This is a genomic window from Dyella sp. C9 (genome assembly GCF_003332825.1).
Taxonomy (GTDB): Bacteria; Pseudomonadota; Gammaproteobacteria; order Xanthomonadales; family Rhodanobacteraceae; genus Dyella.
In genome coordinates this window covers 115,883-130,470 of the sequence record NZ_QIRF01000006.1, presented here as the reverse complement: position 1 = coordinate 130,470, position 14,588 = coordinate 115,883, and the positions used below count along the sequence as shown (strand labels likewise).

The 14,588-nt window shown below is 63.3% G+C and carries 5 protein-coding genes and 1 pseudogene; 4 read left to right on the top strand and 2 right to left on the bottom strand.

Going from position 1 to position 14,588, the window contains the following annotated elements; all coding sequences use genetic code 11:
* From DVU99_RS10200 to DVU99_RS10195, 3 genes and pseudogenes are all read left to right on the top strand, one after another.
* Positions 1-384 (top strand): annotated as a pseudogene (locus DVU99_RS10200) (hypothetical protein); the annotation flags it as partial.
* A 71-nt stretch (positions 385-455) separates the two neighbouring features.
* Complete coding sequence (locus tag DVU99_RS19740; RefSeq protein ID WP_157971397.1) at positions 456-1,025, top strand: hypothetical protein; 570 nt, start codon at positions 456-458, stop codon at positions 1,023-1,025.
* Complete coding sequence (locus tag DVU99_RS10195; protein ID WP_114240103.1) at positions 1,022-3,907, top strand: calcium-binding protein; 2,886 nt, start codon at positions 1,022-1,024, stop codon at positions 3,905-3,907. Before DVU99_RS19740 ends, DVU99_RS10195 begins: the two co-directional genes overlap by 4 nt.
* A 301-nt stretch (positions 3,908-4,208) precedes the next feature.
* Here DVU99_RS10195 and DVU99_RS10190 read toward each other — a convergent pair whose 3' ends face one another.
* Positions 4,209-7,466: a multidrug efflux RND transporter permease subunit gene (locus DVU99_RS10190; RefSeq protein WP_114240102.1), complete on the bottom strand. Its 3,258-nt coding sequence runs from the start codon at positions 7,464-7,466 to the stop codon at positions 4,209-4,211.
* A 16-nt stretch (positions 7,467-7,482) separates the two neighbouring features.
* Positions 7,483-8,691: an efflux RND transporter periplasmic adaptor subunit gene (locus tag DVU99_RS10185; RefSeq protein ID WP_198670260.1), complete on the bottom strand. Its 1,209-nt coding sequence runs from the start codon at positions 8,689-8,691 to the stop codon at positions 7,483-7,485.
* A gap of 851 nt (positions 8,692-9,542) precedes the next feature.
* On the opposite strand from DVU99_RS10185, the gene DVU99_RS10180 reads away from it, so the two are divergent.
* A complete protein-coding gene (locus DVU99_RS10180) occupies positions 9,543-14,477 on the top strand; it encodes an NAD-glutamate dehydrogenase domain-containing protein (RefSeq protein WP_114240101.1) in 4,935 nt (1,644 codons plus the stop codon).
* Positions 14,478-14,588: the final 111 nt, after the last annotated feature.

Below are 14,588 nucleotides of genomic sequence, written 5' to 3'. Positions count from 1 at the left end.
GCAAGTGCGGCCATGCGGTGGGCTCTTGATTATGCAAGTCAAAATGGCCTCAGTACGGCTGATGTCAGCGCCACCGGACACTCGCTGGGTGGCACGGCGGCGCAGTTGCTCGCCGCCACCTACGGCGTGCACGCCGAAACATTCAACGCGTATGGCGCGTACTCCATCGCGGAGCACTATGGCTACAACCCTGACGCTGCGATGGGCTTGGTGACCAGCCGTCGGGATGTGTTGAATCCCGTGTCGCGGCCGGTCGGCAAAATTGCTCGCGACGTCATTTGCGCGAGCGCCGATGGTGATGGCGGCTCAGGAGCCAACGCGCTACTTACTCTCGATGAACTGGGTGTCGCACCAAAAACTCGGCCCGAGTTGCACCTTCCGTGAGGGTGCTTAAAGGGAACGATCCGGCCGGGATCTCGGGATCGGTTTTTTCCATTTCGAATCCGGAGGCGTCGATGATTTTGGCTGCAAGGCGACATGTGAGCGCCGTGTTGAGCGTGGCCATCGTCTTTCTATTGGCTGGCTGCAGTGGAAAGAAGGACCTATCTCCTCCGCCAGTGAACACGGCGCCACGCGACAAGCTGGAGCTCGTGGTGACTGTGGATGGGCATGAGACTGATTACCCGGTGACCGTCAGCGTTCAATACGGAAATCTGTCAAAGGAATGCAGCAATATCGATTACTGGTACAGCTTAGGGGGGAATATTGATTATCCTAAAGGCGATATCCAGGCGAAGGGTGAAGGCGGCGTATTTGAGATATACCAAGATTATTACGCACCAAGAGAAAAATGCGCTTGGACAATTCGGCATGTGGTCATCACTATGCGTGCTCCGAACGGACGTTATGCCGATACTGCTATCTCGAGGAAAGATTTTAAGGAAGGTTTTAAATGGGATGTCAGGTGTAACTTCATTCGTGCCGACGTGAACATATGCTTCCCTCCGGCGACCTCGGATAAACCTGTGCCTGGTGTCAGTGCAAGTATTCAAGTCAGGCGATCACATCAAGGAGAGATGCTATGACTGTTTCGGCTCAAGACTACGCGTTTTTATCTTCCATAGTATATAAGCCATTAACCGTTGGCCAAGTAGTAACGGGAGCTGGAGCCAGTTATCAAGTTCTCTACGTGACGTCTCTTTCGGCCAATGGCTATCAAGGGGCGGTATTGCAGAACACGGCGACGAAAGAGATTGTTGTATCCAGCCCAGGCACCAACTTCAAAGACATTCACGACGTCCTAGCCGACTTTGCGATGGTCAGCGGCGAGGCGCCGCCCCAATGGGTCGAAGCAAGTGCGGCCATGCGGTGGGCTCTTGATTATGCAAGTCAAAATGGCCTCAGTACGGCTGATGTCAGCGCCACCGGACACTCGCTGGGTGGCACGGCGGCGCAGTTGCTCGCCGCCACCTACGGCGTGCACGCCGAAACATTCAACGCGTATGGCGCGTACTCCATCGCGGAGCACTATGGCTACAACCCTGACGCTGCGATGGGCTTGGTGACGAATCATCGGGATGTGTTCGATCCCGTTTCGCGCTTGTCCGACCATATTGGTCAGGACGCCATGTATGCGAGCGCCGCGGAGGCCGCTGACTTATCGTCTTTCGGGACGCTGAGTGAATGGCTGAGATTGGCTGACATCCTGGACGCTCACGGTATTGCCAATTTTTGGGATGATGTGAATGGCACCGGTGGCCCGCTTTTGACCAATAATGCGTGGGGCGCCATCGAATCGGGAGCCATCCAGAGTGCCCTGGATCGTCTGGCGAATGAGTTTGGCGATCAGATCGCAAAGCTGAAAGGTGAATTATCTTTTGCGGTTGATGCATTCGCGGCGCAACTCGAACTCGTAGCGAACACCATCATCCATGGCAATACCTATCGCATCGTTCGCTACGATCCTCTGGCGCTGGATCTCGACGGCGACGGCAAGGTCAGCACGAACCTTGAGAGCAATTGGTCTGGCGCCTTGTTTGATCACAATGGCGACGGCATCCGCACCGCCACAGGCTGGGTCGGTGGAAACGATGGATTGCTGGTACGAGACATCGATGGTAACGGCACGATTGATAACGGCGCCGAGCTGTTTGGCGATCAGACGATGCTGCATAGCGGCAAGCGTGCTGCCAACGGCTTTGAAGCGCTGGCAGACCTGGACAGTAATGGCGACGGTGTGATTGATGCCAGTGATGAGGCCTTTGCTTCTTTGCGTATCTGGCGAGACCTCAATGGCGACGGCATCTCGCAGGCCAACGAGCTGTTTACACTTGATCAACTGGGTATCGTCAACTTCTCGTTGGCTTATTCGAACGCAAACACCTCGGTGGATGGCGGGTCTCTGGTTGGAATCGGCAGTTTTACGCGTCGCAATGCGGACGGAAGCCTGACGACCCAGGTAATGCAGGACTTCGCGTTCGACAGCGATGCGTTGCACAGCAAATTTGACGACAAGATTGACATTCCGGCGGAGTTGTTGTCACTGGCCACCATGCAGGGTATGGGGGCGCTGCGTGATTTGCGCGAAGCGTGCGTCCTTTCGCCCGCGCTCGCACAGCTCGTGCGTGACTTCTCCGCGGAGCAAGCCCGCGCAGGGCAGCTGACATTGTTGAGCGACCTGCTTCTGGCCTGGGCCAGGACCAGTCCTCTGTGGACCGATCAGGGCATCACGCTTCATGCCTCGGGTGCGACGGAGAGTGCGGACTCCAGCAATGAGATCAGATTGACGCCAAGCCAGACGGTGGATAAGACCATCACCACGCTGGATGCGGACACCGCACAAAAAGTTCGTGTCGTACAGGTCTTGCTCGGCGAGGTGCCCAGCGGTGATCTTTGGTGGGGACAGAGCAATGTCGCCGCTTACCTAAAGGTCTACGAGACGTTCTTCAATGGCGCATACCAGCAGTTGGCACTGCAAACACGATTGAAACCCTATATGGACGCCATAGGCGTGCGTCTGGATACCGATGGCATCGCTCTGGACTATGCGCCGATGCTTCATCGGCTCGAACAAGCATCGCAGGTCGATAGTGTGCAGGCGATGGCGAATTTCATCGATCTAATGAAATTCATGCCGACGTTAGCCAGCGAAAGAGCCGTCTACCTGCCGACGCTGGTGGCTATGACGAAGCTGTTGGACCAGTCGGGGAAGCTTGATGCATTGGCAACGATGTTCTCGAAGAATTTCCTGATTGGCGATTTTCGCCTTCAGTTGGGTACAGGCAATGCCGATGTGATCAATGGAAGTACGGGTGGTGATTTCTTGTTGGGTGGCAGTGGTAACGATACCCTCAATGGGGGAGATGGCGACGATGTACTTATCGGGGGGGCAGGGAACGATGTCCTCAACGGCGGCGCGGGTAATGATGTACTGATCGGTGGCGACGGCGATGACGTGCTGGACGGTGGTGCAGGCAGCAACCGCATGGAAGGCGGTGCAGGCAACGACACCCTGAAGGTCAGCAGCAGCGCCAACAACAACGTGTTCGTCGGCGGTACCGGCGACGATCTCCTGTACGGCAGCTGGAACAGCGACACGTATATTTTCAATCGGGGTGATGGACGGGACACCATCGTGGAGACGGAAAGTTACGTCGGCGCCACGGATGTACTGGTTTTTGGCGAGGGTATCGGCGCTGATCAATTGTGGTTCCGTCGCGTGGGGGCTGATCTTGAAGTCAGCATCATTGGCTCAAGCGACAGCGCAACGATCCGCAATTGGTATGCCAGCACAAAGAGCCAGGTGGAGCAGTTCAAGACGGCTGATGGAAGCGCGCTGCTGAGCGGCCAGGTGAATGCACTGGTGTCTGCCATGGCCGCGTTCTCACCGCCTGCTGCGGATCAGGCCTATTTGCCGCCCGACTATGCTTCGGCACTGAGCCCGGTTATTGCGGCCAACTGGCACTGATCCATTCACCGGTGATTTCGCCTGGGGCTCTCTTGGAGCGGCTAATGAAACCTGATGCTCGCTCAGGTCGTCGTTCCAACGAGGCGCCTCCCGATAGTCGACGGTTGGTCGGGTTGGTGCCCAGTATCCCGGCCTGCGATGAGGGTGCAGGACCCTACGGTTCACCGTGGTGACGGTGTCTTCTGTTCGCAGTTCCTGACCCGCACGGAAGAGGGTTGCACGCTGCATCACTGGTGGTTTCAGCCAGAAAAAAGCCCCGGTCGTGCGACCGGGGCTTTGCTTTTGCCGATGATGGCGTCGATCAGGCGCCGCGACGCGGGTCTGAATCGAACGGCTGCATGCCAGCCTGCGGGCCCGAACCACCACCCTGGGGCGGGGTGGTGCCCGCGGGCGGATTGCCGTGGTCGTCGCCTTCGCCGTGGTCGTGACGGATGGTGTGCGAGACCTCGTCCATCTTGTCGCCCAGCAGTCGGCGCACCACCACGTAGAACACCGGGATCAGCAGCAGACCCAGGAAGGTGGCGAATATCATGCCGCCGATCACGCCGGTACCGATGGCGTGGCGGGCATTGGCGCCCGCGCCGGTGGAGATGAACAGCGGGAGCACGCCGAGGATGAACGCCAGCGAGGTCATCAGGATCGGGCGCAGGCGCAGGCGGGCTGCCTCGACCACGCCGTCGCGCAGCGTGCGTCCAGCCTGCTGCTGCTCCACCGCGAATTCGACGATCAGGATCGCGTTCTTCGCGGCCAGGCCGATCACCGTGATCATGCCGATCTTGAAGTAGATGTCGTTGGGCAGGCCACGCAGCATGGTGAACACCACTGCGCCAAGCACGCCCAGCGGCACCACCAGCAGCACCGCCACCGGGATCGACCAGCTCTCATACAGCGCGGCAAGGCACAGGAACACGATGAAGATGGACAGCACCATCAGCAGCATGGCCGCGTTGCCGGCCAGGATTTCCTGGTACGACTGACCGGTCCAGTCGAAGCCGAAGCCCTTGGGCAGGTTGTCGTTGATGATGCCTTCCAGCACCGCCATGGCCTGGCCGGTGGAGTAACCCGGGCCTTCGTTACCCACGATTTCCACCGCGGAGTAGCCGTTGTAGCGGGTCAGTGCCGGTTCGGCCATGTCCCACTTCGCCTTTACCACGCTGGCCAGCGGGATCATGTTGTTGGCCGTGGCCGAGGTGCTGGCCGAAGCGAGCGAACTGGGCGTGTAGACGTGCTGCAGTGCCTCGGGGCCCATGCGGTAGGGCGCGTCGGCCTGCACCATCACGCGCTTCACGCGACCGGCGTAGGCAAAGTCGTTGATGTACACCGGCGCCAGCGTGAGCTGGATCGCGTTGTAGATATCGCTGACCGACAGGCCCATCGACTGCGCCTGCTGGCGATCGACGGTGAGGTCGAGCTGCGGGGCGCTTTCCAGCGTGTTCGGGCGAACGCCGACCAGGGCAGGGCTCTGTGCGGCCTTGTTGAGCAGGACGTTGCGGGCCTGGGTCAGCTCTTCACGCGACTGGCCGGCACGTGCCTGCAGGTACATGTCGATGCCGCCGAACTGGCTGAGGCCGCGGATGGTCGGCAGGTTCACCACGAAGATCTGCGCATCGCGGATCGCGTGCAACTTCATGTTCGACTGCTGGATGAATTGCGTGGCAGTCACGTCACGCGCATCCCAGTCCTTCAGCCGGATGAAGTTCATGCCCGTGTTTTCACCCTGGCCCACGAAGCTGAAGCCGGAGATCTGGAACACGCCGTCGACCGCCGGATCCTTCAGCAACACGCCGCGGATCTCTTCCATCACGTGCTGGGTGCGCTGCAGGCTGGCGCCCGGAGGTAGCGACACGATGGCCAGCGCATAGCCCTGGTCCTCGTCCGGCACGAAGCTGGTGGGCAGCCTGGTGAACAGGAAGCCGCACAGCAGCGAGACCAGTACGAACACGATCATCCAGCGCGGCGCATGCTTGATGGCACTGCCGATGTGGCCGGAGTAGGTGTGCGTGACGCGGTCGAACACGTTGTTGAACGTGCGGAAGACGATGTTCTTCTTCTGCGTGTGCGTCGGCTTGAGCAGCGTGGCGCACAGGGCGGGGGTGAACGACAGCGCCAGGAACGCCGAGAAGCCCATCGACACGGCGATGGTCAAGGCGAACTGCTTGTAGATCACGCCCGAGGCGCCCGGCTGCAGGGCAGACGGCACGAACACCGCCGCCAGCACCACCGTGATGGCCACCACGGCGCCGGTGATCTGGCCCATGGCCTTGCGGGTGGCTTCCTTGGGCGAGAGGTGCTCCTCGGTCATGATGCGTTCGACGTTCTCGATCACCACGATCGCGTCGTCCACCACGATACCGATGGCCAGCACCATGCCGAACAAGGTGAGCTGGTTGACGGTGAAGCCCAGCGGCAACAGGCCCACGAAGGTGCCCAGCAGCGCGACCGGGATGACCAGGGTCGGGATGATGGTGGCGCGGATGTTCTGCAGGAACAGCAGCATCACCAGGAACACCAGGATGATCGCCTCGACCAGGGTGTGCACCACTTCCTTGATCGAGATCTTCACGAAGGTGGTGGAGTCGTACGGGACGAACCAGGTCACGCCTTCAGGGAAGCTCTTGGACAGCTCTTCCATCTTGGCGCGCACGGCGGTGGCCACGTCCAGCGCGTTGGCGCCGGGCAGCAGCTGCACACCGAACGAACCGGTGTCCGTACCATTCCAGGTGGCGGCGAAGCCGTAGCTCTGCGGGCCGAAGTCGATGCGGGCCACGTCGCCGAGCTTCACCACGGTGCCGTCGGGATTGGCGCGCAGGATGACGTTGTTGAACTCCTCGGGCGTCACGAAACGGCCCTCGGCGGACACGGTGACGCTGAAGCCCTGGCCGTTCACGGCAGGATCGGAACCCAGCGAACCGGCGGCGAACTGCACGTTCTGGGCGAGCAGGGCGGTCTGGACGTCGGTCGCCGACAGGCCGTAACCCTGCAGCTTGTCCGGGTTGATCCACACGCGCATCGCATACTCGGAGCCGAGCTGGCGGGTGCTGCCCACGCCGGGGATGCGACCGATCTGGTCGAGCACCTGGGAGGACACGATGTCGGTGAGCCTGTTGCCGTCGATCGCCGAGTTGCTCGAGGTCAGCGCCACGAACATCAGGAAGTCCGGGTTGCTCTTGGCGACGACCACGCCCTGCTGGGTTACTTCGGTGGGCAGGCGCGGAGTGGCCAGCGACACCTTGTTCTGCACCTGCACCTGGGCGATGTCCGGATCGGTGCCGGTCTCGAAGGTGAGGGTGACGGTCGCCGAGCCACTGGAGCTGGACGACGAACTGAAGTACAGCAGGTGGTCAATGCCGGTGAGCTGCTGCTCGATGACCTGGGTGACGGTTTTTTCGGTGGTGTCCGCGCTCGCGCCGGGGTAGGTGGCGGTGACCGTCACCTGTGGCGGGGCGATGTTCGGATACGACTCGATACCCATGTTCAGCACCGCGATGGTGCCGCACAGGGTGATCAGGATCGCTACCACCCACGCAAAAATGGGGCGGTCGATAAAGAAACTGGGCATCGTCTAGCTCCCTTGCTTACTGCCCGTTGGCCGGCTTGGCGCCAGCCTGGGCGGCACCCGGCGCGGCCGGCTTCTGGTCCGGCTGCCACGGAGTCGCCTTGGCCGGGGCTCCGGCCTTCACGCGCTGCAGGCCCGAGACGACCACCTGGTCGCCGGCCTTCAGACCGCTGGTGACGATCCAGTTGCTGCCACTGGTGTCGGTGGCGACCACGTCCTTGCGCACGACGTTGCCGTCCGCGCCGACCACCATCGTGTATGCACCGACGGTGTCGCGCTGCAGGGCGGCCTGCGGCACCAGGAACACGTTGTGCTGTTCACCCAGGTTGGCGCTGATCGTCACGTACTGGCCCGGCAACAGGGCGCGGTCGGGGTTCGGCAGCAGGGCGCGCAGGTTCACCGCACCGGTCGTCGGGTTGACCGTGGTGTCGGAGAAGTCGAGAGCGCCATCCTGGCCATAGGGCGTGCCGTCCGGCAGGGTCACCGTCACGGTGGCCTTGTTCTGCTGGCTGAGCGTGACGTTGCCGGTCTGCTGGGCACGACGCATCTGGTCCATGTCCGCCACGCTCATCGTGAAGTTCACGTAGAGCGGGTCGAGCTGGTCGACGGTGGTGAGCAGGGTGGCGCTGGAGCCGGTATCGGCGGTGCTGCTGCCGACGATGGCACCCTCGGTGACCTGCTGCTGGCCGGCGCGGCCATCGATCGGCGAGGTGATGTTGGTATAGCTGAGGTTGACCTTGGCGGTGACCACGGCAGCCTCGGCCTGTTGCACGCCGGCGGCGGCCGAGCGCTCGGTCGCCTCGTCGGCGTCCAGCTGGGCGCGCGAGACGTAGCCCTGCGGGATCAGCGCTCGGTCGCGTTCAGCCACCACGTGGGCGTTGGCATAGGTCGCCTTGGCCGAAGCCAGGTTGGCCTGCGCCGAGTTGAGTGCGGCCTGGTACGGCGCCGGGTCGATCTGGAACAGCAACTGGCCAGCCTTGACGTCGGTTCCTTCCGTGTAGACGCGCTTGACCAGGACGCCGGATACGCGTGCGCGCACATCGGCGCTGCGGTAAGCGGACAGGCGGCCCACCAGGCTCTTGCGCAGCGGCTCGCTCTGCGGCTGCACCTTCACCACGCCGACTTCCGGCGGCGGCATCTGCGGCGCGGCCTGCTTGCCGTTGCCACAGGCGGTCAGAGTGAGCAGGCCAAGGCACAACAGTGGTGTGCGCAGTGACGAGGACATCATGTGGGCTCCATTGCTTTGTTTTTGATGTGATCGGGATGCAGCGCACCATCGCCCTCCAGGGCGATGGTGAAAGGTCTAGCTAGGTTCAAGCGCACGGCAACCCCACGGGCCACCGGTTCCCTGGGCGGGGATCCGGCGCGATTGTGGGGCACGGTAGCCATGGCTCAGACCGGGCGAGCTTGGACTATACCGTACAGTTTAAAATTTGTAGAGCCATGGACTTTTCCCCAAATGGGTGCACAAAGCGCCCCCCGGGGTTTCCCGGAGAGTGGGCAATGGCCATGGCCATACATATGTCCAGTCCCTGCCTGACCATTTTGTCTTAATTCCGTGAAGGGAGAGTGTCCGCGCTGGGGAAGCTTAGCGGCACGCGTGTGAGGATCTTGCCAGCGGTAGTGCACCGGGTCGTGTGCCAATGGTCCGTGCACGCGATGCCGAGTAGCGGGCGCTTGGCGAGAAAATGACCAGTGGGCCGGTGCGGGACATCGGGCGCGATCCCTGTGGCAGGCGCGCGCCAGTTTTTTTGCGTGCTGCGTCGCAGCGCACGCGCGCTTGCGCGCGGGTGACATACGCACTGGTATCGTGCGCCGGGTCGCACTGGGCTTCCTTCCGTGCGGCGCAGGCAACACATGATGCCCTCGGGCTTTTCTTTCCCCCAAAGAGCCTCGGGCAGGCGCCGGACCAACGTTTCGATGTCGTGCAGGCTGCGCTTGCGGGCTGTGCTGCAATGGCGCAGTGACCTGCCGTCAGCTGAAGTGGTCTGGTGGCAACGGTAGCTAAGCCCTGACGTGAGGCGTATCCTTTTGAGGCTTTTTTTAGCCTGATTCCGTCTCCCCCACACAGTAGATGCCATGAACGCGATTCGTGCGGCTAGCAACAGCTCCTTCCCCACTGTTGTTCTCGAAGAATTGAAGCAAACCGGATTCCAGACCCAGCGCCTTGATGAGGCGCAATTTTTTATCAGCGCCTTCTTTGCGCGCATTTCCGACGGCGATCTCGAGCTGCACACCGCCTCCGAGTGGGCGGCCATCGTCGCCGACCTCCTGAACTTCATGCAGCAGCGCCAGCCCGGCCGCGCTTCGGTGCGCGTGGTCAATCCGGCCACGGGCCATGCCGGCCGCAGCTACATCCAGGTCGTCACCGACGACATGCCGTTCCTGGTCGACACCGTCACCATGGTGGCCAGCGAGCACCTGCAGATCCACGCCGTGATCCACCCGGTGGTGAACGCCACCCGCGACGCTTCGGGCAAGCTGCTCAAGCTGGGCGCGGAAGACGCGCAGCCCGAGTCGGTGATGCACTTCGAAGTGGATCGCGTGGCCGACGAGGAGGCGCAGGCCAAGCTCAAGGCCCAGCTGGAAGGCGCGCTGGAAGACGTGCGCACCGCCGTCAACGACTGGCCGAAGATGCGCGACAAGGCGCTGGCCATCGCAGCCGACCTGCCGTCCCGCCAGCTGCCGCTGGAAGCCGGCGCGGTGAAGGAGGCCTCGGAATTCCTGCGTTGGCTGGCTGACGACAACTTCACCTTCCTGGGCTACCGCGAGTACGTGGTGACCGAGGCCGACGGCGAGGAAGTGCTGCGTGCCGATGAAACCTCGGGCATGGGTATCCTGCACAAGAGCGAACGCTCGCTGGCGCCGCGCTCGCTGCGCAGCCTGGTGGCGCACGACCTGCCGCAGTCGGGCTCCATGGATGCGATCATACTGACCAAGACCAATGCGCGCTCGCATGCGCATCGTTCGGGCTACATGGATTACGTCGGCGTGCTCAAGTTCGACGCCAACGGCAAGCCGGTGGCCGAGCAGCGTTTCCTGGGCCTGTTCACCTCCAATGCCTACATGGCCCGTCCGCAGGACGTGCCGCTCGTGCGCCAGAAGTACGAGTACGTGATGAACCAGTCCGGCCTCAAACGCGACTCCCATTCGGGCAAGGCGCTGCGCCACATCCTGGAGACGCTGCCGCGCGACGAGCTGTTCCAGAGCGGCGAGGAAGAGCTGTACAGCAATGCCATGGGCACGCTGGAACTGCGCCAGCGCGCACGTACCCGCCTGTTCGTGCGCCGCGACCGCTACGGCCGCTTCGTCAGCTGCCTGGTGTACGTGCCGCGCGAGCGCTTCAACACCACGGTGCGCGAGCGCATCGAGGGGCTGCTGCGCAACGCCATGCGCGGCGAGTACATCGATTCGTCCGTGCTGATGGGCGAGGCCGCGCTGGTGCGCCTGTACGTGGTGGTGCGCCCGAAGATCGGCGACCAGGTGCATTACGACGTGGCCGAGCTGGAGAAGGGCGTGGCCGCCATCGTGCGCAACTGGCAGGACGACCTGCGCGACGCGCTGGTGGCCAAGCTGGGCGACCATGACGGGGTGGTGCTGGCCAACCGTTACGCCAAGGCGCTGCCGGCCGGCTACGTGGAGGACGTTTCGCCGACCTCCGCCGCCGAGGACGTGCGCCAGCTGGCGCTGCTCAAGGGCGACGATGCGGTGCGCATGTCGTTCTACCATCCGGACGCCCGTCCGGAAGAGCTGCGCTTCAAGATCTACCGCAGCGGCGGCGACATCGCGCTGTCCGAGGTGTTGCCGCAGCTGGAGAACCTGGGCCTGCGCGTGCTCACCGAGCACCTGTACGACGTGAAGATCGACGGTCGCACGCTGTACATCCAGGACTTCGAGGTGCAGACCGCCGGCAGCCTGGCCTTCAGCGTGGAGCAGGTCGGCACCTTGTTCGAGGACGCCTTCGAGCAGATCTGGCGCGGCAACGCCGAGAACGACGGCTTCAACCGCCTGGTGCTCGGCGCCAAGCTGAGCTGGCGCCAGATCGCCATGCTGCGCGGTTACTGCAAGTACCTGCTGCAGACCGGCGTGGCCTTCTCGCAGAACTACATGGAAGACGCCTTCAACCGCTACCCGGCCATCGCCGGCCTGCTGGTGGAGCTGTTCCTGGCCAAGTTCGACCCGCGCCGCGAGTCGCTGAGTGCCGACGAGCTGCGTCGTGCCGGCGAGCTGCTGCGCGGCGAGATGCAGGCGCTGATCCCCGAGTCGGTGCGCTCCGCGCATCCGGGCCTGATCGACGGGCTGGTGGGCGCGCTGTCCAAGCCGCGCGCCGAGCAGGTCGGCGTGGTGGAAGAAACCATCGGCACGCTGCTGGAAACCGTGTCCAGCCTGGACGAAGACCGCATCCTGCGCAGCTTCATGGCGCTGATCCGTTCCACCCTGCGCACCAGCTTCTTCCAGCAGTGGGATGGCGCCTACCGCAGCTACATCAGCTACAAGTTCGACTCGCACCGCGTGCCGGACCTGCCCAAGCCGGTGCCGTATCGCGAGATCTTCGTCAGCGCGCCGCGCGTGGAAGGCATCCACCTGCGCTTCGGCTCGGTGGCCCGTGGCGGCCTGCGCTGGTCCGACCGTCGCGAAGACTTCCGCACCGAGGTGCTGGGCCTGGTGAAGGCGCAGATGGTGAAGAACACCGTGATCGTGCCGGTCGGCTCGAAGGGCGGCTTCTTCGTCAAGCGTCCGCCGGTGAACGGCGACCGCGACGCGCAGCTGGCCGAGGGCATCGCCTGCTACCGCATGTTCATCAGCAGCCTGCTCGACATCACCGACAACCTGGTCGAAGGCAAGGTAGTGCCGCCGCATGACGTGGTGCGCCACGACAACGACGATCCGTACCTGGTGGTGGCTGCCGACAAGGGCACCGCGACCTTCTCCGACATCGCCAACGCCATCTCGGTCGAGCACGGCTTCTGGCTGGGCGACGCGTTCGCCTCGGGCGGTTCCAACGGCTACGACCACAAGGGCATGGGCATCACCGCCAAGGGTGCCTGGGAGTCAGTCAAGCGCCACTTCCGCGCACTGGGCCGCAACAGCCAGACCGAAGACTTCAGCTGCGTGGGCATCGGTGACATGTCCGGCGACGTGTTCGGTAACGGCATGCTGCTGTCGCGCCACATCAAGCTGGTGGCCGCGTTCGACCATCGCCACGTCTTCCTCGACCCGAACCCGAACATCGAGCGTTCGTTCGCGGAGCGCGAGCGCATGTTCAAGCTGCCGCGTTCGAGCTGGGACGATTACGACAAGTCGCTCATCTCGCAGGGCGGCGGCGTGTATCCGCGCAGCCTGAAGTCGATCCCGATTTCGCCGGAAGTGCGCGGCGTGCTGGGCCTCGCGCCCGAGGTCACCCAGCTGGCGCCGAACGAGCTGCTCAGCGCCATCCTCAAGGCGCCGGTGGACCTGCTGTGGAACGGCGGCATCGGCACCTACGTGAAGGCGGCCAGCGAAACCCACGCCGACGTGGGCGACCGCGCCAACAATGCGCTGCGCGTGAACGGCGCCGAGCTGCGCTGCAAGGTGGTGGGCGAGGGCGGCAACCTGGGCTTCACCCAGAAGGGCCGCATCGAAGCCGCCCAGCATGGCGTGCTGCTCAACACCGACTTCATCGACAACTCGGCCGGCGTGGACACCTCCGACCATGAGGTGAACATCAAGATCCTGTTGGGCGACGCGGTGCAGCGTGGCGAGCTCACGCTCGACCAGCGCAACACCCTGCTGGCCAGCATGACCGACGAAGTGGGCCAGCTGGTGCTGTGGGACAACTACCGCCAGAACCAGGCCATCACCCTGATGGAGCACCAGTCGGTGCATCGCATCGGCTCGATGGCGCACTTCATCCGCATGCTGGAACAGGAAGGCCTGCTGGACCGCCAGGTGGAGAACCTGCCGAGCGAGTCGGAGCTGACCGAGCGCAAGACGCGCGGCATCGGCATGACCCGTCCGGAACTGTCGGTGCTGCTGTCCTACGACAAGATCAAGCTGTACCAGCAGCTGCTCGATTCGGACGTGCCGGAAGATCCGTACCTGTCCAAGGAGCTGGTGCGCTACTTCCCCGAGCCGCTGCACGGCAAGTATGCCGACCACATGCAGCGCCATCGCCTGAAACGCGAGATCATCGCCACGGCCGTGACCAACTCCACCATCAACCGCATGGGCGCCACCTTCATGATGCGCATGCAGGAAGATACCGGACAGGGTCCGGCGGCCATCGCCAAGGCGTACACGGCCGCGCGCGAGATCCTCGATGCGCGTGAACTGTGGTCGCAGATCGAGGCGCTGGACGGCAAGGTGGCGGAGAACACCCAGATCGACGCCATCCTGCAGATCTGGTCGCTGCTGCGTCACACCACGCGCTGGTTGCTGAACCGTCCGGGCGGCACGCTGGACATCAACGCCAACGTGGAGCGCTACCAGGCCGGCGTCACCGAGCTGCGCGCGGCGCTGCCGGCGGCGCTCACCGAAACCGGTCGCCAGGAGTTCGCCACCAGCCAGGAGAAGTGGGAAGGCCTCGGCCTGCCGTCCGAGCTGGCGCTGCGCATGGCACGCATGCCGGAGCTGCGGGCGATGCTGGACATCGTCGAGGTGGCCCAGCAGAGCGGCCAGGCGATCGCCAAGGTGGCGAGCGTGTTCTACGAACTGGGCGAGTCGCTCGACCTCGAGTGGCTGCGCAGCCAGATCGAGGCGCTGCCGGTGGAAGGCGCATGGCATGCCCAGGCCCGCGGTTCGCTGCTGGACGAGCTCAACCACCAGCATCGCGCGCTGGCCCTGCAGGTGCTGTCGATGACCGGCGCCGCCAAGGACATCTCGCCGGTGCAGGCATGGCTGCAGCGTGACGACGCCACGCTGAAGTACACCCGCAACATGCTGGCGGAGATCCTCACCCAGAACGCGGACTACCCGATCGCCTCGGTCGCGGTTCGCCGACTGGCGCAGCTGGCACAGGTGCCGGTGAACCAGTAAGCCGGCCTGTCATTCCGGCCCTGGCCGGGATGACAACCTGCTGACAGCAGCAAGCTCGAAGGGCGCAGGCCGGCGACGGTCTTGCGCCCTTCGTCCATCTGGGCTCAACTG

What these genes read in the sequence shown, in the direction of transcription:
- DVU99_RS10195 (WP_114240103.1), top strand. Translation starts at nt 1,022, where the DNA reads ATGACTGTTTCGGCTCAAGACTACGCGTTTTTATCTTCCATAGTATAT.
- DVU99_RS19740 (WP_157971397.1), top strand. Translation starts at nt 456, where the DNA reads ATGATTTTGGCTGCAAGGCGACATGTGAGCGCCGTGTTGAGCGTGGCC.
- DVU99_RS10180 (WP_114240101.1), top strand. Translation starts at nt 9,543, where the DNA reads ATGAACGCGATTCGTGCGGCTAGCAACAGCTCCTTCCCCACTGTTGTT.
- DVU99_RS10185 (WP_198670260.1), bottom strand. Translation starts at nt 8,691, where the DNA reads ATGATGTCCTCGTCACTGCGCACACCACTGTTGTGCCTTGGCCTGCTC.
- DVU99_RS10190 (WP_114240102.1), bottom strand. Translation starts at nt 7,466, where the DNA reads ATGCCCAGTTTCTTTATCGACCGCCCCATTTTTGCGTGGGTGGTAGCG.